Consider the following 24,339-nt stretch of genomic DNA (forward strand, 5'->3'; position numbering starts at 1 on the left):
ATTTACAGCATCCTTAAGACCGTGAACCTTCCCACGTCTGCCATTTCCACAGATTTTGCATCTGCTTTGCCGAAACCAACTCAATACACAGCGGCGACATTACCAAATATCTTGGCACTGAGGTGCGATTGAGCAATGGGGCATTCACGGTTAACATAGGCCTCCACAAAATTCCGGAGGTATGAATGCGCCCGCTGTTGTCGCTTATCAGAGGCTCACTTGCTTTTACAGGCTATACATTAAACACCCTGTTTTGGTGTATCCCCATACTGGTGCTTGGCCTGGTAAAACTGCTGCCCATCCCAGCCCTGCGCAAATTCATGTCTTATCTGGTTGATGGCTGCGCCTCCAACTGGATTTCGGTAAACAGTTTTAATCAGAATCTGTTGCACCCGGTACGTATCGAGGTGCAGGGCAATGCTGAGCTGACGCGCGATGAGTGGTACATGGTAATAGCCAATCACCAGAGCTGGGTCGATATTCTGGTGCTGCAGCGGGTATTCAACCGCAAAATCCCTTTCCTCAAGTTCTTCCTCAAGCAAGAGCTGCTCTATGTGCCAGTGCTTGGTCTGGCTTGGTGGGCGCTGGACTTCCCCTTTATGCGCCGCTATTCCACAGCTGAGCTGAAAAAGAACCCCAAGCTCAAAGGCAAGGACATTGAAATCACCCGCCGCGCCTGCGCCAAGTTTAAAGACAAGCCGGTGAGCGTAATGAACTTTGTCGAAGGCACCCGTTTTCAGGCGGCCAAGCACCAAAAGCAAAACTCACCCTTCCGGCACTTGCTTCGTCCCAAAGCTGGCGGCATGGCCTTTGCGCTATCAGCCATGGGAGAACACATTCACAAATTGGTGGATGTGGCCATTTACTACCCCGGCAAGGTACCCAGTTTCTGGGACTTTATCTCCGGTCAGGTGGATGAAATTCGGGTGCATGTGGCAGTGGCTGATATCTGCCCCGAAATGCGCGGCGACTACATCAACGACCGCGGATTCAAGCAGGACTTCCAGGAGCAGCTCAATCAGATCTGGGCCCGTAAAGACGGCGTTCTGACTCAGCTTTCCGATAAAGAAGAGATAAAAACCGAGGTTTCTGAACAACATGCTTAACTTTTTGCCTGGCCCGCTGTTGTTTTTATTAAGCGGTAGTTTATTGATTATCAACACTGCTGTTTGCGGCTCACTGATCTCAATTGGCGGCCTGTTCAAGCTGCTGACTCCCATTAAATCCGGTCGGGTCCGGATCACCATGCTGATGAACCGCTTGATGTGGTTATGGGCCACTCTCAATGGTGCCATCCTCAAACTGATTGCGAAAATAGAGTGGGACGTAAAGGGACTCGAGAATCTCGACAAAAACGGCTGGTATCTGGTTGTCAGCAACCATTTGAGTGGTTTTGATATAGCCGCGCAAACTTATATCCTGCGCAACCACATTCCCATGCTCAAGTTTTTCCTCAAAAAAGAACTTTTATATGTGCCTATTATGGGTCTGGGTTGCTGGGCGCTGGACATGCCCTTTATGAATCGCACCAGTCCTGAAAAGCTGAAAAAGAATCCCAAACTCAAGGGCAAGGATCTGGAAACTACCCGCAAAGCCTGCGAAAAGTTCCGCGATCTGCCAACGTCCATCATTAACTATGTGGAAGGCAGCCGCTTTACCGAAGAAAAGCGTGCCCGGCAGAACTCGCCCTACCGCTATCTGCTGCGGCCCAAGGCAGGGGGTATTGCCTTTGCGCTTTCCGCCATGGGTGAACAATTCAGCCACCTGCTTAACGTCACCGTAGTCTATCCTGATGCACCAAAGGATATTCTCTCAGGTGTCATGCAAGGGAAGGTGAGCAAGATTGTGATCCGCATTGAAGCGCTGCCAGTGCCCCATGTGGATAACAAGCAGTATTTCAAAAATGCAGAATACCGCGCCCAGTTCCAGCGCTGGCTTAACGAGATCTGGCAGCAAAAAGATACCCAGATCCATGAATTACTGACCCACCACAATGCCTGCACCGACAGCTACCGCGAGCTCACCGAGCGAAGCCGCTGAGTCTTCTGATTGTGATGCGAACCGAAAGCCGACACCCGTCGGCTTTTTTGCAGGCGGACTCTACGGGTGGTCAGGGCGACACCTGAGTTAAACGCTCGTCGATAAGTGGCAACTCATCCTCAGTAAATACCTCAATTCCGTGCAGGATCAGCAGCGCGGCGGTAATGCCATTTCCATCAATCAAAGTGCGGGAAAAGCTGCCATCGTAAATCTGCCCCTTACCGCATGACGGACTTCGCGCTTTGAGAATGGCAAAGCGAATATTTTCTTTTCCGGCCAGCCTTAAAGCCGCCTCTGCGCCCAGCACGAAGGCATCAGTCACATCCTCCCCCATCACTGTGACGACCCGAATGCTCTGGTTTGGGTCTGGTGTTTGCTTTTCCGCTGACGGCTTTTTGATTTCTGCAGGATAGCGGCTGATTTCTGCCAAAGGGCTCAGGATTTCCGCTGGCGGGCGGGGCGTCGGTAAACCGCCAACGCACTCGGGGCAGATGCTGACCAAACGCCCCTCCTGCTGCCATCGCTGCCACAAAGGCGAATCCAGCAAATTATCTTTGCCGTCGTAGCGCACTGCTTCGCCCATCAAACAGGCGCTCACCAGTATTTTTTCCATCCAATTCACCCTTATCTGAAACAGCCTGGATATATGTTCCCATGCCTTGCAGACAAAGTACAAAACCGCCAGTTGTCGACAATAAATCTTTACCAATCGTTGTAACGCAAACATAACAGAAAGCGTGCAAAATCATTTAATACCTATAAAACATACACATAGACACATAAACACTCGAGGGCGATAAAATCTTAGACTTACGTCTACGTCAACAGATTGTTGACAATCTGCCGTAACAGGTCTAATTTTCAACCATTGCCAGCGGCAGCACGCATCCGATGATGCCCGCCCCAACAAACCAGAGTCGCCGAATGAGCCAGAGCAACGATAAAGACATAAGCACAGAACGCAGCGCCACCACGCTGGCCGATCAGGTGCTGAGTGCCATTCAAACAGCGATTATCAAAGGCGAACTGGCTCCCGGCAGCAAAATAAACGAACAGGCATTGGCCGCCCAATTTGGCATCAGCCGTGGCCCCACCCGTGAAGCCCTGCAAACCCTGGAGCGACAACGTTTGGTGGTACGTATGCCCCATGTGGGCGCAAGGGTAGCTCAGCTGTCAGCGGAAGAACTGAATGATCTTTACGATCTGCGTTCCACCCTTGAAGCCATGGCCTGCCGCCTCGCAGCTGAGCGTATCACCGAGGCGCAGCTGACCGAGTTACAAGCGCTGCTGGCACATCAGGAAGCGGCGCTTAAACAGGGCGATACCTATTTTCAGGAGCAGGGTGATGTGGATTTCCACTACCAAATCATCCGTGCCAGCGGCAACAAACACCTGCAGGAAACTCTGATGGGTGGCCTGTACCACCTGCTGCGGATGTACCGTTATCAGTGCAGCAACCACCAGCGCCCCAGTCGAGCCATTGCTGAACACAGGCGCATAGTCGAAGCCATCAGCGACAGAGACGGTGAGCTGGCAGCGCTGTTGATGCAGCGTCATATCGAACAGGGACGGCGCAATACCGAAGCCCGTCTTAAAGAACTTAAGGCCGAGGCCAACGCCCGCGAGCAAAGCTCAGCGGCCTTCGCCAACACACAGCAATTAAAGGGAGAGACAGCATGACCCACAGCGCAGGCAAGCGTTTTCGCGACGCACTGGCACGCTCAAAGCCACTGCAAATCGTAGGTACCACCAACGCCTATTTCGCTCTGATGGCCGAAAAGACCGGCTTTCAGGCTCTCTATCTGTCGGGTGCCGGGGTGGCCAACGCCTCTTATGGCCTGCCGGATCTGGGCATGACCTCCATGAACGATGTGCTGATTGATGCCGGCCGCATCACTTCAGCCACCCAGCTACCACTGCTGGTCGATATCGACACCGGCTGGGGCGGCGCCTTCAACATCGCCCGCACCATCAAAGAGTTTGAAAAGGTCGGCGTTGCTGCTGTGCATATGGAAGACCAGGTATCTCAGAAGCGTTGTGGTCATCGCCCCAACAAGGCAGTGGTCAGCACTCAGGAAATGGTTGACCGCATCAAGGCCGCCGTGGATGCCCGCACCGACGAGAACTTCGTCATCATGGCCCGCACCGATGCCGTAGCCGTGGAAGGGCTGGATGCCGGTATCGAGCGCGCCCAGGCCTATATCGAGGCAGGTGCAGACATGATTTTTGCCGAAGCCCTGACCGAGCTGCCCCAGTACCGCAAGTTTAAGGATGCCGTAAAAGCGCCCATCCTCGCCAATATGACTGAATTCGGTCAGACAGAGCTGTTTGATAAGTCAGCCCTGTATGAAGCCGGTGCCGACATGGTGCTGTACCCACTTGGCACCTTCCGCGCCGCCAACCAGGCCGCCCTTAAAGTAATGCAGGCGCTGATGAACGATGGCCACCAGCGCAATGTGCTGGGCACCATGCAAAGCCGCAAAGAGCTGTACGAGTTTTTGAACTACCACAGCTTTGAAGACACACTCGACCGCCTCTTTGCCGAAGGAAAAAACAAATAAGGCCGCAGGCCTGAACAGGTAACAGACAAGCAAGGACGAAGACAGCGGGGCATAAGGCCCAGGCAGTAGCTGCTTCCCGCCCCGGCTAAAGCCCCGGGGCGAACAAAGTAATCCATAACCAGTGCCGGGACCCCATCGCCCTACCGATGCCGGCAGACAAGAACAAACGAGTTAACGAGGGAATGCAAAATGGCTGAGACAACCGATAAAAAACTGAGTGGTGCAGGCCTGCGTGGTCAGAGCGCCGGTGAAACCGCCCTGAGCACCGTGGGTAAATCAGGCTCAGGCCTCACCTATCGTGGCTATGACGTAAAAGATCTGGCCGAAAACGCCAGCTTTGAAGAAGTCGCCTTCCTCATTCTCTACGGCGAGCTGCCAACCCAGCTGGAGCTGGACAACTACCGCGCCAAGCTCAAAGGCCTGCGTGGACTGCCACAGGCACTGAAAGAGGTGCTGGAGCGCATTCCCGCCAATGCTCACCCCATGGATGTACTGCGTACTGGTTGCTCCATGCTGGGCAACCTGGAAACTGAACACAGCTTTGCCGACCAGTTTGATGTAACCAACCGCATGCTGGCGGCCTTCCCGTCCATCATCTGCTACTGGTATCGCTTCAGCCACGATGGTGTGCGCATCGAAACCGAGACCGATGACGAGCAAATCGGTGCCCACTTCCTGCACCTGCTGCACGGCAAGGCGCCTTCTGCTCTGCACGCCCGGGTAATGGATGTATCCCTCATCCTATACGCCGAGCACGAGTTCAATGCCTCAACCTTCACCGCCCGCGTGTGTGCCTCAACTCTGTCTGATATGCACTCTTGCGTAACCGGTGCCATCGGCTCTCTGCGTGGCCCGCTGCACGGCGGTGCCAACGAAGCGGCCATGGAGCTTATTCAGGACATGCGCGACGAGCAGCACGCCCGCGACGTACTGGCAGGCATGCTGGAGCGCAAAGAGAAGATCATGGGCTTTGGTCACGCCATCTACCGCGAGTCAGACCCACGCAACGCCATCATCAAAGAGTGGTCTGAAAAGCTTGCCAAGGAATACGGCGACGACCGTCTGTACCGTGTTTCCGTAGCCTGCGAAGCCTTTATGTGGGAACAAAAGAAGCTGTTCTGTAACGCTGACTTCTTCCACGCCAGCGCCTATCACTTCATGGGCATTCCCACCAAGCTGTTCACCCCCATCTTTGTTTGCTCACGGGTCAGCGGCTGGACAGCCCACGTGATGGAGCAGCGCAGCAACAACCGCATCATCCGCCCAAGCGCCGATTATGTGGGTGTGGAACTGCGCAGCGTGACCCCAATCAGCGAGCGCGGCTGATAACAGCGGGGCCGACGAGCAGTCGGCCCCATTAATCTCAGCGCAATAACAACAACAGCCATTCACTATTCGCGCCCTTTGCCTGTCTGGAACGCCGTTATGAACACTCAATTCCGTAAGCCGCTGCCCGGCACCAATTTAAGCTTCTTCGATACCCGCGAAGCGGTGGACGCCATCGCCCCCGGAGCTTTCGATAAACTGCCCTACACCTCCAAGGTGCTGGCCGAAAACCTGCTGCGCAAGGCCGAGCCTGCGCGCCTTAACGACTTTTTGAGCCAGCTGATTTACCGTAAGCAAGACCTCGACTTCCCCTGGTTCCCTGCCCGGGTGGTGTGCCACGACATTCTCGGCCAAACGGCGCTGGTAGACCTTGCCGGCCTGCGTGATGCCATTGCCGCCAAAGGCGGCGATCCGGCCAAGGTCAACCCTGTGGTGCCCACCCAGCTGATTGTGGATCACTCACTGGCGGTGGAGCACGGCGGCTTTGAAAAAGACGCCTTTGAGAAAAACCGCGCCATCGAAGACAGACGCAACGACGATCGCTTCCACTTTATCAACTGGACCAAAAAGGCGTTTCGCAATGTGGATGTGATCCCCCCCGGCAACGGCATCATGCACCAGATAAATCTGGAAAAGATGTCACCGGTTATTCAGGTGCGTGACGGCATCGCCTTCCCCGACACCTGCGTCGGCACCGACAGCCACACGCCCCACGTGGACGCGCTCGGCGTTATCGCCATCGGCGTGGGTGGCCTTGAAGCCGAAAACGTGATGCTGGGGCGCGCTTCCTGGATGCGCCTGCCGGATATCGTCGGCGTTGAGCTTACCGGCAAACCAAACCCCGGCATTACCGCCACTGACGTGGTGCTGGCGCTGACCGAATTTTTGCGTAAAGAGCGGGTTGTAGGTGCCTACCTTGAGTTCTTCGGCGAAGGAGCCAAGGCGCTTACCCTAGGTGACCGCGCCACCATCTCCAACATGACCCCCGAATATGGCGCCACCGCCGCCATGTTCTATATCGACGAGCAGACCATCGACTATCTGCGCCTCACCGGCCGTGATGAAAAGCAGGTCGAGCTGGTTGAACACTACGCCAAGACCACAGGTCTGTGGGCGGATGCCATGACAGGTGCCGACTATAGTCGGGTACTGACGTTTGACCTCTCCAGTGTGGTACGCAACATGGCAGGCCCTTCCAACCCTCATGCCCGTTTGGCCACCAGCGACCTGGCCGCCAAAGGCATTGCCGACAACTGGCAAGAGGAAGCCGGCAAGATGCCCGATGGCGCTGTGATCATCGCCGCCATCACCAGCTGTACCAACACCAGTAACCCACGTAACGTGATTGCCGCGGGTCTGATTGCCCGCAACGCGGTGCAAAAAGGTCTGGTGCGCAAGCCATGGGTGAAAACCTCTCTGGCCCCCGGCTCCAAGGCGGTTGAGCTGTACCTGAAAGAAGCGGGTCTGTTGCCGTATCTTGAGCAGCTCGGCTTCGGCATCGTGGCGTTTGCCTGCACCACCTGTAACGGCATGAGCGGCGCGCTGGACCCAGCCATCCAACAGGAAATCATCGAGCGGGATCTGTACGCTACCGCCGTGCTGTCGGGCAACCGTAACTTCGACGGCCGTATCCACCCCTATGCCAAGCAGGCGTTTCTGGCCTCGCCGCCATTGGTCGTGGCCTACGCCATCGCAGGCACTGTGCGCTTCGATATTGAAAAGGATGTGCTCGGCACAGACGATGCCGGCAATGCCGTCACCCTTAAAGACCTGTGGCCGGAAGATGCCGAAATCGATGCCATCATCAAGTCGTCGGTGAAGCCCGAGCAGTTCCGTGCCGTATATGACCCTATGTTTAACCTCGCCGTGGAATACGGCACCGAGAAGCCACTGTACGACTGGCGTCCACAGAGCACTTACATTCGCCGCCCGCCCTACTGGGAAGGCGCCCTTGCCGGTGAGCGAACCCTAAGCGGCATGCGGCCACTGGCGGTGCTGGGTGACAACATCACCACCGACCACCTGTCGCCATCCAATGCGATTATGGCAAGCTCCGCCGCCGGTGAGTATCTCGCCAAAATGGGCCTGCCGGAGGAAGACTTTAACTCCTACGCCACCCACAGGGGCGACCACCTGACAGCCCAGCGCGCCACCTTCGCCAATCCCAAGCTCTTTAACGAGATGGTGAAAGACGAAGGCGGCAAGGTGAAGCAGGGCTCACTCGCCCGCCTTGAGCCTGAGGGCAAGGTGCTGCGCATGTGGGAAACCATTGAAACCTACATGGAGCGCAAGCAGCCGCTGATCATTGTCGCCGGTAAGGACTACGGTCAGGGCTCCAGCCGTGACTGGGCCGCGAAGGGCGTGCGTCTTGCCGGTGTCGAAGTGATTGTGGCCGAAGGCTTCGAGCGTATTCACCGCACCAATTTGGTGGGCATGGGCGTGTTGCCGCTGGAATTTATGCCCGGCGAAACCCGCATGACTTACGGCATCGACGGCACTGAAACCTTCGATGTGAAGGGCGAGCGCACCCCGGGTGCAAGCCTGACCCTATTAGTGCATAAGACAAATGGTCAAACCCTGGAAGTGCCGGTGAAGTGTCGCCTGGATACCGCCGAAGAAGTCTCAATTTATGAGGCAGGCGGCGTACTGCAGCGTTTTGCGCAGGACTTTTTGGCTAATTCATAACGCGGCCTGTTGCACCCGGGGCTTTGTTGGCCGTGCTCATGTAGGACTTCCTACACTGCGCGCGGCGGCCTCGCCCCAATCGTTTTTTGGAGATTAAAATGTTTAAACCACAAATCCGCATTCCTGCCACCTATATGCGTGGCGGAACCTCCAAAGGGGTGTTTTTCCGCCTCGACGATTTGCCTGAGGCGGCACAGGTGCCGGGAGCCGCCCGTGATGCGCTGTTGCTGCGGGTGACTGGCAGCCCCGACCCTTACGGCAAGCACACCGACGGCATGGGCGGTGCCACGTCCAGCACCAGCAAGTGCGTGATCATGAATAAAAGCAGCGTGCCCAATCACGATGTGGACTACCTCTATGGTCAGGTGTCCATCGACACCGCCTTCGTTGACTGGAGCGGTAACTGCGGCAACCTGTCAACCGCCGCCGGCGCCTTTGCCATTCACGCGGGTTTGGTTGATTCGTCCCGGGTACCTGAAAACGGCATCTGCGAAGTGCGGATCTGGCAGGCCAATATCGGCAAAACCATTATTGCCCATGTGCCTGTGACTAACGGCGAAGTGCAGGAAACCGGCGACTTTGAGCTCGATGGAGTGACCTTCCCCGCCGCCGAAATCGTGCTGGAGTTTGTTGATCCTGCAGATGACGGCGAAGACGGCGGTGCCATGTTCCCCACCGGCAATCTGGTGGACGAGCTGGAAGTGCCTACCGAGGTGCACTTAAGCGGCAAAATTCAGGCGACCCTGATCAATGCCGGGATCCCAACCATTTTTGTCAATGCCGAAGACCTTGGCTATCGCGGTGACGAGCTGCAGGAGGCCATCAATGGCAATCCGGCGGCGCTTGACATGTTCGAGCAGCTGCGCGCCCACGGCGCCATTAAAATGGGGCTTATCAAGACCCTCGATGAAGCCAAGACCCGCCAGCACACCCCCAAGGTAGCCTTTGTGACGAGGCCCATGACCCATGTGGTGTCGAGCGGCAAAAACATTGATGCCACCGAGGTGGATTTACTGGTGCGGGCGCTGTCCATGGGCAAGCTGCACCACGCCATGATGGGCACAGCTGCGGTGGCCATAGGCACGGCGGCCGCTATTCCCGGCACCCTGGTGAATCTGGCCGCCGGTGGCGGTGAGCGTCAGGCGGTACGTTTCGGTCATCCATCCGGCACTCTGCGCGTCGGCGCCGAGGCCAAACAGGTGAACGGCCAATGGACAGTCACCAAGGCCATCATGAGCCGCTCGGCACGTATTTTGATGGAAGGCACTGTGCGGGTGCCACAAGAGTAAACACCCCAGGTATTACACGCTTCACCAAGGCTCCGCTTATTCCCTTCCGGCGGGGCCTTTTTTCTTTTTATGGTTTTGTGTTACAAGCAAATTGACACCCTCTGCCCGGGCGCTAGAATCTAACCACTAACAACAAAAAAACAACACTCATTCCCTGTAAGGAACAAAGGGCATTCAGGCTTTAAAGATGAATGCGGGAGATACATCCGGGCCAGAAAGATGCAGCACACTGCACACGGGCCACCCCTTGCTAGATTGGAGAAGCATGTTTCGAGCACTTCTTGGCTCCTTGTCGATTCTGTTCCTGGCCCTTTGCCTTTCGACGGCAAGAGCCGATCACGGCAACTATAAATATCATAACACTCTGGAATTTCAGCATTTCAGCAGCAGTGATGGGCTGAACCAAAACACCATCACCAGCCTGTACTCTGATAAAGCGGGTATGCTTTGGATTGGTACCCAGGATGGACTGCATTACTTCAATGGCCAGGAATTTGGCCTGTTTCTGCCTGACTCCAACAATACACAAAGCATTTCCGAAGGCTATGTCACCGACATTATTCAGGATCCAGAAGGTTTTATCTGGGTGGCTACCTATACCCAGGGCATTAACAGGCTGGATTTAAAAAGTGGTCAATTTCAGCATTTTGGCGATAAGGATGGCCTTGCAGAGCTGAAAACCACTCAATTGGAAGTCATAGGTGACAGCCTGTGGATTGGGACAGAAAAGGGTTTGTTTGCCATGCAGCGCAAGAGCGGCCAAATACGCCCGATTCCGCTGGGCAATGCCCTGTACCCACAAATCACTGCTTTGGGCAATGTCTCTGATGAATACCTGGTAGTGGGTACGGCGCAGCACGGCACCTACGCAGTCAGCAGTAATAATATTGTCAGACTCAAACTACCCTCGGATAAGCCTGCAAAGCAAATCAAGAGCCTCAATAATCAGGCGTATGTCGCCATAGGTCAGGGATTGTGGCGCTATGATATGGATGCACACACTGCCGAGGAAATCTGGCACAGCGACCCACAAAGTTTTTTCCAGGGCGATGTGAGCGACTTTACCATCGCCTCCGATAACGAGATATGGGCCATAGCACCGGGTGCCGGACTTATCGAACTGAGAAACACAGATACCTGGCATGCCCGCTATCACAGAAATGAATCCCGAAGTTTCCGCGATATCAGTGATAACAGCCTGATGAGCCTGCTGCTGGATCCCAATGGCGTGTTGTGGCTGGGCGGCAGTTATTCAGGGCTGGATAAAATCAATATCCGCCGCCAGTATTTTGAGCACCTGTTCGACAACAACACCTCTCTGCCAAAGCAAATCAACATGGTGCGTGCCATTCACCAAACACCGGATGGCACCCTGTGGGTAGGAACAGAGGGCTCCGGCGTAAAAACCCTGAGCCCCGATAAACCGGATTATCAATACCGCACAGCACTTTTTGCCGACGCACTGGGTATCCCGGAAGAATCCTTCTCATTGGTTGTCAGAGACATACAGGCAGACCACACAGGAACACTCTGGTTTGCCACCAATTATGGGCTGGGCAAGCTGGCACCGGATGGCAAATTTACCCTGTTCCAGCCTGAGCAGAAACGGGGGCAGGGACGCAGTCTGGCGTTCGATAAGCGAGGCAATATCTGGGTTAGTTCAGATGAAGATCTCTACTATATGCCACTTGAAAGTGATGAGCTGCGAAAATTCGATCTTAAAAGCCTGATTGATGACCGTCTGCCATCCAGTCAAATCCTGGTGATCCGCGCTATCGATGAATGGCTGTGGCTTGGCACCCTGGATGGCATGGTGCGTATTAACCCCCAAACCGGCGCCAGTGAAGTGTTCACTCACCATCCAGACAACCCCCAAAGCTTGGGCAATAACCGGATCAGGGACATTTATCAGGCACGCAATGGTGATATCTGGGTTGGCACCCATGGTGGTATCAGCATTTTCAGAAAAGACGGAAACAACTGGAAAATCAGCCGCCTGAGCACAAACAATGGGGTGCCGAGCGATACCATTTACGCCATTTTGGAAGACAAAGAAGGCCAATTCTGGTTTTCCAGCAATGCTGGCATCAGCCGCTATATTCCCGGCGAAGACCGTATTGTCACTTTCAACAAATTTGAGGGATTGCAGGATCAGGAATACAACGGTGGCGTAAAGCTGGCCGGCGAAGACGGCTATCTGTGGTTTGGCGGCATAAATGGTATTACCCGTTTCCGTCCCGGGGATATACCCAGAGTTCGTCAGGAACCCAAACTTGCCCTGACCAACTACAGCGTTGGGGGCAAGCGAACCCGGGTGCTCGATCTTAGCACGCCCCCGCCCGTACAAATTGCATATGAAGATAAGGTCATCAGCTTTGAAGTAACGTCACTGGATTTTTCTTACCCCGGCGAAGACAGATTCGCGTTCTTTTTACAGGGTTTTGACAACCAGTGGCGCTCGGCCCAGGCGCTCTCCCATATTACCTATACCAACCTAAGCCCGGGGGATTACCTGCTGCACATCCGCCATGGCTTAAACGCCAATCCGCTGGGGCATCAGGTATTAACTATTCCACTGAAGGTCAAGGCTCCCTTCTACCGCACAGCACCGGCTTACCTCATTTACCTAATCCTGATCATAGGCTTGCTGGGCTGGTTCTGGCGCGAGCGCCGCGCCAAAAAAGCTCAGCGACAGGAATTTGAAACCAGTATCCGCACCTCGGAGGAGCGTCTCAAACTGGCGTTGTGGGCATCGGGTGATGGCATGTGGGACTGGGACATCCCCAGCGGCAATGTGTTCCGCACCCGCATGCATCCCCACATGCAACAGCAGGTCGATGGCCCACTGCTGTTTGAAAAAATTCATTCAGAAGACAGACCCAAGGTACTGCAGGCGGTTGAAAATCACATCGACGGTGAACGGGCATTCTATGAAGCCGAATATCGGGTAGAGGAATCACCGGGTAAATGGGTTTGGGTGCTGGACAGGGGTAAGGTGGTCGATCGCGATAAAGACGGCAATCCCCTGCGAATGGTAGGCACCCACAAGGACATCACCAACCGCAAAAACATCGAAAACGAGCTCAGGTTGTCGGCGCAGGTACTGGCCAGCATGAACGAAGCCGTGGTAGTGGGCAGTCTGGATTACCGCATTGCCTCGGTGAACCCTGCCTTTACCCTTATTACCGGCTACACCCCTCAGCAAATGCAGGGCAAGCACTTTTTATTCCTCGCCTACGACCGGGAATTGCGAGCCCTGTATGAAACCATAGAACAGCAATTACTACGCAACAAGCACTGGACCGGCGAGCTGAAAATCCGCACCCGGGATCAGCGCGCCATCCTCATTTGGCTCGAAATCAATCAGGTATTGGACACTAAATCCGAGGCCAGCCACTTTGTGGCCGTGTTCACCGACATTACCGACCGTAAAAAAGCCGAAGAAGACCTGCGCCAGCTGGCCTCATTCGACCCGCTGACCCAACTGCCCAACCGTACCCTGTTCCAGGACAGACTGAACCATGCGCTGACTCAGGCACACCGGACAGAGAACATGGTGGCATTGCTGTTTTTGGATCTTGACCGCTTTAAGCACATCAACGACTCCATGGGGCACCACATAGGCGACCTGCTGCTTAAATCCGTGGCTCACCGGCTGCAAAACAGTGTCCGCGAAGGCGACACTGTCGCCCGTCTCGGCGGCGACGAATTCACCATTATTCTGGAAGGCGTCAATAAGTCCAAGGCGGCTACCGTCATTGCCGAGAAGCTCATTCGCGCCTTCCACACACCCTTCATTCTGGAAGATCAGGTACTCACCATCTCGCCTTCCATAGGCATCAGCCTGTATCCGCTGGATGCCGAAGACAGTGCATCACTGATTAAATTTGCCGATACTGCCATGTATCACGCCAAGTCGCTGGGCAGAAACAACTTCCAGTTTTACACCTCGCGCCTTAACGAATACGCCATGCGTCATGTGCAGCTGGAGTCCGGCCTGAAACAAGCCATTGAACGCAATGAGTTAAGCCTGGCCTTTCAACCCAAGTATAAGGTCAGTGATGGCCGCATTACCGGATTTGAAGCACTCTTGCGCTGGCACAGCCATGAAATGGGGCCCATTTCACCGGCTGAATTTATTCCACTGGCCGAAGAAATTGGTGTGATTAACCAACTGGGGCATTGGGTCGTCAACGAGGCATGTGGCCATATGGCCATATGGGCCGCTGCCGGCTTTGACAATCTGCATGTGGCTGTAAACCTGTCGGCACGCCAGTTAAAGGCAGATATTCTGTCCACTATCGAAGTGGCGCTGGCGGTGGCTGGGCTGCCTGCAAGGTGTCTTGAGCTGGAACTGACAGAATCGATGATCATGAAAAGCCCGCAGGAGTCAGTTGCTGTGCTGCAGCGGCTCAAGACACTTGGAGTGTCACTGGCGGTAGACGACTTTGGTACCGGTTACTCAAGTCTGGCGTATCTGAAACGCTTCCCACTGGATACCCTGAAAATTGACCGTGAATTTGTGCGCGACATCAGCACAGATCCCGATGATGCCGCCATCACAGGCGCTATTATCGCCCTGGCCCACAGCCTGGAATTGAATGTGGTGGCCGAAGGGGTTGAGAACGAAGCTCAGCTTGAGCACCTGCGCCGCCACGGCTGTGACGAAGTGCAGGGCTTTATGCTGGGTAAGCCGATGTCGGCCGCCGATGCACTGGCCTTGCTTAAGCAACACTCCACCTCTGAGAAGACTTAGGGCCAGTTGACCTTTCATGGTTGGATCTGCTCCAGACGCGCTTTATTCGCGACGCAACAGGTGTCGCCTGGTGAGCCTAAGCAAATACCTTGCAACCAAGGGTAAAGCGCGTATAGCCAACCCCTTAATGCAGCATTTTTCGTTGTTTTCTGCTGCATTGGTGCTCGTTGCAGCAGAGCAAGGCCACCTTCCGGTGGCGTTGCACAAAACAAAGACAAAAGCTGCGAAAACCACGTTGCAAAGGCCAGCTTAACCTAAGTCAGCAACCAATAAAAAAGCTCCCAAAGGGAGCTTTTTTATTGGTACATCCGACGAGGCATTCAGCCGCGGTGCTCAACCTTGCGCACCCAACCTTCCGGCGCAGGGCGCAGACCTTTTTGCATCTCGGTGTACACCTTGTAGATGTGGCCAATGCGTTCACCCACCTTGCCATCTCCCACGGTGACGATGCGGCCATCTTCGAAGATATAAGAGCCAACCGGCGATACAACGGCAGCGGTGCCAAAACCACCGGCCTCAACGATTTCACCGGCTTCGATATCGGCAATAAAGTCAGTGAGCTTTATGGTTTCCTGACGCACTTCACAGCCCAGCTCCTCACCCAGCGCCAGAATCGACTCAGAGGTAATAGAGCGCAAAATGGTGTCAGTAAATTCAGGAATAATCAGGGTGCCGTCTTTACGGATATGGAAGTGGTTCATGGCGCCCACTTCTTCGATGTACTGGTTGGTCGCATCCAGATACAACACCTGTGCCGCCCCGTGTTCGGCGGCAGCCTTTCCGGCGCGCAGCGAAGCGGCATAGTTACCGGCAGCCTTGGAGGCACCGGTACCACCGGAAACCGCTCTGTGATATTTGGTGGTGATCAGCAGGCGAATGGCATTGAGATTTTTACCATAGTAAGCGCCGCTCGGGCTCAGTACCACACAGAAGGTGTACTGATTCGACGGACTCACCGACAGGCGGTCTTCAGTGGCAAATACAAAGGGGCGGATATAAAGACAGGCGCCTTCCTGACGGGGGAACCACAAACGATCCACATCAATCAGGGCGTTGATGGCTTCCAGCTGCACAGCTTCCGGAATGTTCGGAATACAGACAATGTCAGCAGAGCGATTCAGGCGCTGGGCATTTTTGTCGAGCCGGAAAGTATAGATTTCGCCATCGTCATGCATAAAGGCTTTGGCGCCTTCAAAGATGGACTGGCCATAATGCAGCGACATGGCGCCAGGCATCATTTCAAAGGGACCGTAGGGCTCAATGCGGGCGTTTTGCCACTGGCCGTCCTTGTAATCCATCATAAACATATGATCGGTACGAAGCTTGCCGAATCCCACTTCTCCCTGAGGTTCAAAAGGCTCAGTGCGGCGCTCAGATGCGGGTTTTAAATTGTACTTTATATCCATTGCATACCACCTTGATAACTGACCTTGCAGACTAGGGAGCAGCAGGGATAAAGTCAAGAGCGGCGCTATTTCCAACAAAAAGAAGCTGTAAACCAATAAGGAAACTCCATGAAACAACCGCTCAAAGGCCTGCGGGTGCTGGATTTATCAAGAGTGCTGGCCGGCCCATGGTGCAGCCAGTTGCTGGCCGATATGGGGGCCGAGGTAATCAAGATTGAACATCCTGACGGCGGCGACGACACCCGCCACTGGGGGCCACCCTACGCAGGAGGCCACTCACAGGGTGATGCAGCCTACTTCCTGGCCGCCAACCGCGGTAAAAAATCCCTGCTGCTGGATTTGAAAAAACCGGAAGATGTGGCACGAATTCAGAAACTTGCCCGCCACAGCGATATACTGCTGGAAAACTTCAAAGTAGGTGGCCTTGGCAAATACGGACTGGATTATGAAAGCATCAGGCAGCTTAATCCGGCACTGGTGTACTGCTCAGTCACCGGTTTTGGCCAGAGCGGCCCCGATGCACCCCGCGCAGGCTACGACTTTATGATCCAGGCCATGGGAGGCCTGATGAGCCTCACCGGCACTGCGGCCAGCGAGCCGATGAAAACCGGCGTGGCCATTACCGACATTTTTACCGGACTTTACGCAGCCAATGCCATTCTTGCCGCTATAGTGGCGCGCCAGACCACAGGCATTGGCTGCCATATCGATATGGCGCTGTTCGATGTGCAGCTCGCCATGCTGGCCAATCAGGCGCAAAACTTTCTCGCCGGTGGCCAAAATCCCCCCCGGCTTGGCAATGCCCACCCCAATATAGTGCCCTACCAGGCCTTTGCCTGTGCCGACGGCCATCTGATTTTAGCCGTGGGCAATGACGGCCAGTTTGCCCGCTTCTGTGAGCTGGCAGGGCTGAATGAACTGCCGCAGGATAGCCGCTTTGCCACAAACGCCGGACGGGTCATGCACCGGGAACTGTTGCTGCCCATCATTCAACGGGCCATGCAAGGCAAAACCAAGGCACAATGGTTAACTGAACTGGCAGACGCCGGAGTGCCCGCAGGTCCCATCAATACCGTAGCTGAGGCCTTGAGTGAACCCCAGGCCATACACAGGAAAATGCAAATCGAGCGCGACTTTAACGGCGAAAGGCTGCCCTTTGTGGGCTGCCCGGTGAGAATGGATGGAGAACCATTGAACTCGCCGCTGCCACCACCACAACTTGGCGAACATCAGGCCGAACTGCTCGCCTGGCTTGACGGGCTTGAGGCGTGAATGGGGAGCAGGGAGTGGTGAATGGGGAATGGTGAATGGGGAATGGGGAATGGGGAATGGGTCCCAGACTCTAGATTCTAGATTCTAGATTCTAGAGTCTGGGCTCTGGGGTTTACCGTTTACGGCGTAGCCAGCCTCCAAGCGCCAGCAGCACCAGCGCGCCTGCCCCCATACTGCCACCGCTCTCCACTTCGACTACCACTTCCTGTTCGCGGTCATAATTGGCGCTCTCCAGCGGCAGCGCGTACAGGCCATCGGTGTCGTCCGAACTGATGGTGGCCACTATGTCGCCATAACCCACTTCATAGAGATCAATCAGCACATCATAGTGATCGGTGCCATACCCCTGAGCCAGTGTTGTCACCACTTCATAATCATCCAACTCATTGGCACCACGGATATAAAAGGTTTCGGTGGTAAAGTAACGCACCCAGTCACCGCCATTGCGGCTTAAGTACAACTCGGCATACACAGGCACGGATTCATCACCATAGCTGGAATACACATCCGCATCGAAAGTCACTGCGAAGCTGCGGTGAAAGCCGTCATAGTCCCGGTCTTCAAACAGCCGTGAAAAAGCGCCGTAAAAGCTGAACTCGTGGTAAACCCCATAACTTTGCTGACGACTAAGCTGCATCTTGGCACTGCTTTGCTTTTGCGTTGCCACCTGCTCGCGGGTTTTGGGCTCGGCGGCCACCGCCTTAATTTGGTTAACCCTTGTTTTAAGCGCGTTTGCGGCCTCTTCATCCACATAGCGGCTGTCGTCCGGCTTCTGCGCCAACTGGCTGCCAACTGATTGCACCATAGGTACGCCTATGGGCTCACCAGTGGTTTCGTTGGCGCTGGCTGCACCACCTGCCAGCAGCATGGCCGCCAACACAGTTTTAATGCCAAAAGAAGCAAAAGTACCCTGGATTGAAGTCTTCATAGTCGCGTCCTCATTCTGACTGGTTGAGGCCATTAAATCCTCTTCGCGATGAACGCTTCCTGAACATGAAAAAAACCTGTTTTCAGCGGATGTTCAGGCTTTGCCAGCTATTGCTATGGCATGGGAGCACAATACAAAAGGAACTTAACGCCACCTGCGCTTTCCTTTCACGCGGGGGATCTTTTACACTGGCACCATAAATACGCAGAGATTAAAGACATGAAATACCGGTTTTTGCTGACAATCTTGCTCGGCGCCAGTTTGCAGCTGGCTCAGCCCACCGCGGCATTGGCCCAAATGAACAATCAGGGTCAGCAGCAGGCACTCAGGGTCACCAGTGGCGATCAGGCCGCCGGTATGGCCGCCAGCCGCTATCCCGGACGGGTGCTCAAGGTCAGCCGCAGCCAGGTGGGTGGCAACCCTGGCTACCGGATAAAAATGGTCAGCGATGATGGCAAGGTATTTTATGTATCTGTGGATGCCCGTACCGGACGGGTTGGGAGAGACTGATAATGCGCCTGTTACTGGTTGAAGACGATGCGGCCCTGGCCGCCAATCTGGGGGATCACCTCAGAGAAAACCTCTACAGCGTGGATGTGGCCGCCGACGGCGAGCTGGGGCTGTTTCAGGGGCTGGAATACGACTACGACGCCGCCATTATTGACGTGGGCCTGCCCAAGCTTGATGGCATCAGTCTGGTCACCAAACTGCGCGCCGAGGGTCGCGAGTTCCCTATTCTTATCCTCACCGCCCGCGACAGCTGGGAAGACAAGGTCGAAGGCCTGGATGCCGGTGCCGACGACTACCTCACCAAGCCGTTTCACCCTCGGGAACTGGCCTCGCGCTTAAAGGCGCTTATTCGCCGCAGCGCAGGTAAGGCAAGCCCCATCATCGAAAACGGCCCTGTCACCCTCAATACCGCCAGCGGCGAAGTGCTGCTTAACGGCGCACGGGTCAGCCTGTCGGCCTCCGAGTTCCGGCTGTTGCAATTTTTGATGATGCACCGGGGCGAGGTGCAGTCCAAAACCGTGCTTACCGAACATATTTACGATCAGGACTTTGACCTCGACTCCAATGTGATTGAAGTCTTTATCCGCCGGCTGCGTAAAAAGCTCGACCCGGACAACCAGCTCGGTCTGATTGAAACCCTGCGCGGCCAGGGCTACCGTCTGAATCTGCTGACCTGATGTCTGACTCAATCGCTACGCCCAAACCAGTGCCTGCAGCCGTACCCGCCCAAAAGCAGGCAACAGCCTTCATCGATCGCCTATCCCTGAAAACACGCCTGTTTGTCAGTGCCGCCATGCTGGTGGCATTGCTGCTGCCCGCCCTTGGCATTGCCCTGTTTCAGGCGTTTGAACGGCAGGCGCTGGCAGGCAGCCGTGACGAGCTCGGCGCCCTGATTTACTCGGTGCTGGCACAAACCGATGTGATAGACGGCAAGCTGGAAATGCCACCGTTCCTGAGTGAACCCCAGTTCAATGTCGATGGCTCAGGCCTCTACGCCGAGGTGCGATCAGGCGCAGGCGAAGTGCTGTGGCGCTCAGGCTCCCTCATTGGCCATGGTGCCATCACGGCACTGCCAAGCCCCGCCCCCGGCGCCGATGCCAAGGTATTTGGCGAAACCCGGCTTAACGACGAGCCGCTGTTCGTGATGAGCTTTACCGCCGTCTACGAAAGCAAGGGCGCAGACGTGCCCCTGAGTATTCACATTCTTAAATCCCAGCAGCGTTACCGCGAAGCCCTTACCGAATTCGAGTCCAGCCTGTGGCGTTATCTGCTGCTGGCATTGGCACTGCTCGCCGTGGTGCTGAGCCTGTGGCTGCGCTGGACCCTGAAGCCGCTGTCACGGTTCGAGGCCGAACTCAAAGCCGTGGAGCACGGCGACAAGGAGCGCATAGACACAAATTACCCCGCGGAGCTTGGGCCGCTGGTGCATCAGCTCAACTCGCTGCTCACCACAGAGCAAAACCAGCGTAAACGCTACCGCAATGCCCTGTCGGACCTGGCCCACAGCTTAAAAACCCCACTGGCGGTGCTGCAAAGCCACCCGGGGCTGGACGATGCCGTGATGGAGCAGGTGGACAACATCAGCCACAGCATCAGCCATCAGCTAAAACGGGCCCAGAGCGCCGGCGCCGCCTCCTGGCACCAGGGGGTGGAAATCCTGCCCCAGGCAGAGCGGTTAACGCGCACCTTAAGCAAAATCCACGGCGATAAGGGCATCGACTTCGAGCTTAAGCTCACGGCCGAACTGGTGTTTAAAGGCGATAAAGGGGATTTGACTGAGCTTCTGGGGAATCTTTTGGATAACGCCTGCAAGGCCGCCCGCTCGCGGGTGTGTTTAACCGCCGCCAAGCAGGATGGCAGGCTGCGGCTTATTGTCGAGGATGACGGCCCCGGGGTGGATGAGTCGATGCGGGATAAGATTTTTGAGCGCGGTATTCGCGCCGATACCTACGATAAGGGCCATGGGATTGGCCTTGCCATAGTGCAGGATCTCACCGATGCCTATCAGGGGCGCTTGCTGCTTGGACGCAGTGATTTGCTCGGCGGCGCGAGGTTTGAGGTGTCATTTCCTCAATGACGTGAGGATCGTATGCAGGAGGTCGCTAGACTTAGCGACGGGAAGTTTTTTGAAGTCGTTTTTCAAACGACGAAAGTGAGTTTGTTGCTCTTCGAGCAACGAGAGATGAAAGTCGCTTTGCAAGCGACACAAATCGAAGCCTTCCAGGCTTCACCGGGGCAAGGTGCTTTGCTCGTCCAAAGCCCCTTGCAACCCAAAGGACGCCCCAAACGGTGCCGAAAGCCCTTCGGGTTTATGGAGTTGGTCTTGCTACTGGTTCGGACTCACATCCCTGTTCGACCGAACCAGCCTCGACGTCCTTGTCTCGGCTACGCGCCCAATTCCAACACCCTTAGCTGCACCGAAGGGGGAATGAAAGTAAGGTGCCATCTGCGGGTGAAGTGTTAATGAAGTAATCCTGCGCCACTGTGCTATCTCTGTGACATCTTCTAACTGAACCAAATGGATTTATGCAATGACTATCGAAAGAGCAAAAGAGTGTGTGACGACTGAAAACCACCATATTTTTAGATACTTCGATGACGTCTGGATTTGCGAAATATCTGCGGCTGATGGGCAGGATTTCAGCGTTGAAATCTATCAGGAAGAATATGACGATGAGCTGTTGGTCAGGATTCTAAGCTTTCTCGAAACAGACGCTTTTGACACCCTCAAATCCGACGGATTAGCACAGTTGGCAATACTGTCCACAGCGTTTTGGGGCGCGGGTTACAGCGACGCTGCATTTGACTTCCAGGGTGTCACTATTGGGATGGATAGCGATAGTGACCTGAGTGACTTTCAACTCATCTATCACATGAGCTCTGCGCTGAATGACTTTGATGATTATGCAAACTGGATAGTCGACATAAAGGACTACAGGGTAGTTGGGGTAAGAAGACAGCAGCTCTAAGGCGAATTACTATGTTCGATGATAAAGCGACTCGCATTGAGTGGGATGATATAGTGGAGATCATAGCTGCGCTACAAATCGCCACCGGCCATGCTTATGGCGTCAAAAGGATCAAGCTGTTGATAGATGCCATTCACAACGGCGGCCTCGCAGTACACACGCCAGATGGCGAACACCTGATAACGGCTGTTGAGGTTTTACAGCAACTGATAAGCGACTACGATCCAAGAATCAGCTTAAAAGACCTTATCTAAAGGTCGGTTTAAACGACGAAAGTAGATTAAAAGCGACGAAAGGTCGTGGGGCAAATGCATCCATGCATAACGGCCAGTTCACCATCCCTGGCTCTCGCTCGTGAGCCTGTCGCTGTGCGACACTCGCCAACCCACACCCGAGGAAAGGGCGAAAGCGAGCCTGAAAGGCAAGCGACAGAAAAATTTCTGTCGCTTAGCGGAAGCCGAAGTGCTCTGCACGCCACGCGGGGGCCGTTTCGACAGGCAATTGCATCCATGCAAAAGAGCCAGCTCGGCGGCGCGCGGTTTGAGGTGTCTTTCCCCCAGTGAGTTCTTTGTCGTTTGACGTAACGACTGAAAGTTTTGTTTGCAGCCCGCTGCATGGGGTGAGAGTTGCGTGCTTAAGGCAGCAAGAGTTGGCGGCTATGAGGTTTGGATGTCGTTTTCGAAAGACTGAAGCGATTTTGTTGCTCTTCGATCAACGAGAGATGAAAGTCGCTTTACAAGCGACAGAAGGTCGTGGGTCTTCAACCCACACCCGAGGAAAGGGGGCCGTTTCGACAGGCCCCCTTGTCCAATCCCCCTGCGACTCCCGACGAAGCGGACAGCCCCTTGAGTATTGGATTCAAATTGCCTATCACGCCAGACGCTCATCCCTGATTCGACTGGCGTTGTCTCGGCATCCATGCCTCGCCCACGGCATTTGAACCCATCCTCTGCGGCCACTTCGAGGGAGAAAAAGTGTCATCTACCAGCACTGATTTAAAGTTGTGCCTGCCCTCTCTTTTTGCGCCTGCGTATACCTTGGCCGCGGCATCACCCACCTCCCCGCTTCCTGACAATGGCTTGTTTAAAGCCTAGTCAAGCCTCGGGGAAGCTACCAACAATTATGGGTGTCTTTGTTATTCCCTCAAGCCGGACTGAACAGCAGTGCTATCTGCGAGCGAAGTGCTATGGCTTCGTTCACTCCGTGTCAGCGGTCGGGTCCGTTGATTTGTTGGGCTTTTGTAGTATGTGTGTTTTCCGCTTGAGGGCATAACAAGATAATGAAGACACCCAAAATTATATCGCGTGGCGCGAAAATTTAATCAAGACCTCACTCAATGGGTCAGGGGCGTCATTGGCGCGCTTTTGGGAGTGCGAAATGGCCGGTTTGGTAGGACGCTGTCAGCTTGATGACTATCTTTGACTGATTTCAGCCATGCCAAACCTCAGAATGTCTCTGATAGTATTTAATGTGTGCTGGGAAAGGGCGTATTCAGCAAAGCAATCTCTGGCAGTTGGCTGCGCCTTGTCGTCGGCGGCGGCTCAAGTGTTCACAGTACAGACTAAGCTCTTCCAATGTGCCCACCGGCCCTTTAAACAGACGGGTGAAATCTTTGGTCAGCTTTAGCCAATTGTCAGGGCAAATGTTAAGGCGGCTCAGCATCGCTTGGGTGGATGCGCTGATACTGCCACGCTTGTCATCGCGCAAAAGTCTGCCGGTGTCTTCAACCAATTGCAGGTAGTCCTGGGCACTGAAGTGCAAGCCTTCCGGCATATTACGCCGCTCATTGCCGACAAAGGGCATCAGCTCTGGTGCTTGCTCACCCTGAATTGCCGCCTTGATACGCCGCTGCACGCTTGTGAAGTCGGATTGCTCCGGAGTTGGTGCAATGCCTGCTCTGATGGGATTCAAATCCACGTAAGCCATGCACGCCAGCACCGCTGTTTCATCCAGTAACGCCTGAGACTTAAACCGCCCTTCCCAAAAGCGGCCTTTACAGCCATCTTCGCGATTGGCTTGTCGGGCTATGGGCTCGTTCAATGACCGCATAAACCAACTGATGTCCATCAATCGCTCGCGGTACACTTCCGCCGTTTCCAGCAGACTCAGCCGCTCAATCTCGGATAACGGTTCACCGGCCAGAAACCGCTTAGCCAGTAAGGTACCGCCAAACAGTTGCTGCCAACGGGTCAGCACTTCTTCTAAAGACCAGCGATTTGCCGTGACAGCATCGACCCGAAGCACCAGATGCAAATGGTTGGACATTACCGCATAGGCGCACAGGTCAATCGCAAACACAGCACCAAGCTCCAGCAAACGGGACTCGACCCAATCCCGCCGATGTTCATAGCTTTTGCCGCTGTAATCGTCCACACCGCACAAAAATGCCCGCCGCACGAAGCGACTAATGCAGTGATAGAAAGGCGTGTCTTCCAGACTCTCCTGCGTATACCTTGGCCGTGGCATCACCCCCCCCCCGCATCCTGACAATGGCTTGTTTAAAGCCTAGTCAAGCCTCGGGGAAGCTACCAATAATCATGGGTGTCTTTGTTATTGTATTTGGAACAGCTATTTAGTGGGAAGTTTATCTAGATTAG

The 24,339-nt window shown here is 54.8% G+C and carries 19 protein-coding genes; 15 read left to right on the forward strand and 4 right to left on the reverse strand.

The window, feature by feature from the left end:
* Positions 1-185: 185 nt before the first annotated feature.
* Both ABYK60_RS06440 and ABYK60_RS06445 read left to right on the forward strand, forming a co-directional pair.
* On the forward strand, positions 186-1,106 hold the full coding sequence (locus ABYK60_RS06440) for an acyltransferase (RefSeq protein WP_372871126.1): 921 nt from the start codon (positions 186-188) through the stop codon (positions 1,104-1,106).
* Positions 1,099-2,040, forward strand: coding sequence for an acyltransferase (locus tag ABYK60_RS06445; protein ID WP_372871127.1), 942 nt, complete (start codon positions 1,099-1,101; stop codon positions 2,038-2,040). The genes ABYK60_RS06440 and ABYK60_RS06445 overlap by 8 nt, the downstream gene beginning before the upstream one ends.
* A 70-nt stretch (positions 2,041-2,110) precedes the next feature.
* On the opposite strand, the gene ABYK60_RS06450 is transcribed toward ABYK60_RS06445, so the two are convergent.
* Complete coding sequence (locus tag ABYK60_RS06450; protein WP_372871128.1) at positions 2,111-2,653, reverse strand: DUF523 domain-containing protein; 543 nt, start codon at positions 2,651-2,653, stop codon at positions 2,111-2,113.
* A 311-nt stretch (positions 2,654-2,964) separates the two neighbouring features.
* On the opposite strand from ABYK60_RS06450, the gene ABYK60_RS06455 reads away from it, so the two are divergent.
* The 7 genes from ABYK60_RS06455 (at position 2,965) to ABYK60_RS06485 (ending at position 14,910) form a co-directional block, all read left to right on the forward strand.
* A complete protein-coding gene (locus ABYK60_RS06455; protein WP_372871129.1) occupies positions 2,965-3,720 on the forward strand; it encodes a GntR family transcriptional regulator in 756 nt (251 codons plus the stop codon).
* Positions 3,717-4,601, forward strand: coding sequence for a methylisocitrate lyase (gene prpB / locus ABYK60_RS06460; RefSeq protein ID WP_372871130.1), 885 nt, complete (start codon positions 3,717-3,719; stop codon positions 4,599-4,601). Before ABYK60_RS06455 ends, prpB begins: the two co-directional genes overlap by 4 nt.
* 189 nt (positions 4,602-4,790) lie before the next feature.
* Positions 4,791-5,927 carry a 2-methylcitrate synthase gene (prpC, locus tag ABYK60_RS06465; RefSeq protein WP_240591594.1) on the forward strand — a complete coding sequence of 379 codons (1,137 nt, stop codon included), beginning with the start codon at positions 4,791-4,793 and terminating at the stop codon, positions 5,925-5,927.
* A gap of 99 nt (positions 5,928-6,026) precedes the next feature.
* A complete protein-coding gene (gene acnD, locus ABYK60_RS06470) occupies positions 6,027-8,612 on the forward strand; it encodes a Fe/S-dependent 2-methylisocitrate dehydratase AcnD (RefSeq protein WP_372871131.1) in 2,586 nt (861 codons plus the stop codon).
* A 98-nt stretch (positions 8,613-8,710) separates the two neighbouring features.
* Positions 8,711-9,901, forward strand: coding sequence for a 2-methylaconitate cis-trans isomerase PrpF (prpF, locus tag ABYK60_RS06475; protein ID WP_372871132.1), 1,191 nt, complete (start codon positions 8,711-8,713; stop codon positions 9,899-9,901).
* Between the two features lie 265 nt (positions 9,902-10,166).
* Positions 10,167-14,657 carry an EAL domain-containing protein gene (locus tag ABYK60_RS06480; RefSeq protein WP_372871133.1) on the forward strand — a complete coding sequence of 1,497 codons (4,491 nt, stop codon included), beginning with the start codon at positions 10,167-10,169 and terminating at the stop codon, positions 14,655-14,657.
* A gap of 70 nt (positions 14,658-14,727) precedes the next feature.
* Positions 14,728-14,910 (forward strand): hypothetical protein, encoded by a 183-nt coding sequence (locus tag ABYK60_RS06485; RefSeq protein ID WP_372871134.1) that lies wholly within the window; start codon positions 14,728-14,730, stop codon positions 14,908-14,910.
* A gap of 67 nt (positions 14,911-14,977) precedes the next feature.
* Here the strand turns inward: ABYK60_RS06485 and ABYK60_RS06490 are convergent, their stop codons facing one another.
* Entirely contained in the window at positions 14,978-16,063 is a 1,086-nt protein-coding gene (locus tag ABYK60_RS06490; RefSeq protein ID WP_372871135.1) for a branched-chain amino acid aminotransferase, read from the reverse strand.
* A 108-nt stretch (positions 16,064-16,171) separates the two neighbouring features.
* On the opposite strand from ABYK60_RS06490, the gene ABYK60_RS06495 reads away from it, so the two are divergent.
* Entirely contained in the window at positions 16,172-17,335 is a 1,164-nt protein-coding gene (locus ABYK60_RS06495; protein WP_372871137.1) for a CaiB/BaiF CoA transferase family protein, read from the forward strand.
* A gap of 112 nt (positions 17,336-17,447) precedes the next feature.
* On the opposite strand, the gene ABYK60_RS06500 is transcribed toward ABYK60_RS06495, so the two are convergent.
* The gene (locus tag ABYK60_RS06500) at positions 17,448-18,263 is read right to left on the reverse strand and encodes a choice-of-anchor H family protein (RefSeq protein WP_372871138.1); all 816 of its coding nucleotides are present in this window, start codon (positions 18,261-18,263) and stop codon (positions 17,448-17,450) included.
* A gap of 219 nt (positions 18,264-18,482) precedes the next feature.
* Here ABYK60_RS06500 and ABYK60_RS06505 point away from each other — a divergent pair, with 219 nt between their 5' ends.
* The 5 genes from ABYK60_RS06505 to ABYK60_RS06525 all read left to right on the forward strand — a co-directional run bounded on the left by ABYK60_RS06505 (position 18,483) and on the right by ABYK60_RS06525 (position 21,996).
* On the forward strand, positions 18,483-18,773 hold the full coding sequence (locus ABYK60_RS06505) for a PepSY domain-containing protein (protein ID WP_372871139.1): 291 nt from the start codon (positions 18,483-18,485) through the stop codon (positions 18,771-18,773).
* A gap of 2 nt (positions 18,774-18,775) precedes the next feature.
* Positions 18,776-19,450 carry a response regulator transcription factor gene (locus ABYK60_RS06510; protein WP_372871140.1) on the forward strand — a complete coding sequence of 225 codons (675 nt, stop codon included), beginning with the start codon at positions 18,776-18,778 and terminating at the stop codon, positions 19,448-19,450.
* On the forward strand, positions 19,450-20,850 hold the full coding sequence (locus ABYK60_RS06515) for an ATP-binding protein (RefSeq protein ID WP_372871141.1): 1,401 nt from the start codon (positions 19,450-19,452) through the stop codon (positions 20,848-20,850). The genes ABYK60_RS06510 and ABYK60_RS06515 overlap by 1 nt, the downstream gene beginning before the upstream one ends.
* 454 nt (positions 20,851-21,304) lie before the next feature.
* The gene (locus tag ABYK60_RS06520) at positions 21,305-21,742 is read left to right on the forward strand and encodes a hypothetical protein (protein WP_372871142.1); all 438 of its coding nucleotides are present in this window, start codon (positions 21,305-21,307) and stop codon (positions 21,740-21,742) included.
* Between the two features lie 11 nt (positions 21,743-21,753).
* The gene (locus ABYK60_RS06525; RefSeq protein ID WP_372871143.1) at positions 21,754-21,996 is read left to right on the forward strand and encodes a hypothetical protein; all 243 of its coding nucleotides are present in this window, start codon (positions 21,754-21,756) and stop codon (positions 21,994-21,996) included.
* 1,237 nt (positions 21,997-23,233) lie between these two features.
* Here the strand turns inward: ABYK60_RS06525 and ABYK60_RS06530 are convergent.
* Complete coding sequence (locus ABYK60_RS06530) at positions 23,234-24,208, reverse strand: transposase (RefSeq protein ID WP_372871144.1); 975 nt, start codon at positions 24,206-24,208, stop codon at positions 23,234-23,236.
* Between the last annotated feature and the right edge of the window lie 131 nt (positions 24,209-24,339).

It is taken from the genome of Shewanella sp. (assembly GCF_041630135.1).
Lineage (GTDB): Bacteria > Pseudomonadota > Gammaproteobacteria > Enterobacterales > Shewanellaceae > Shewanella.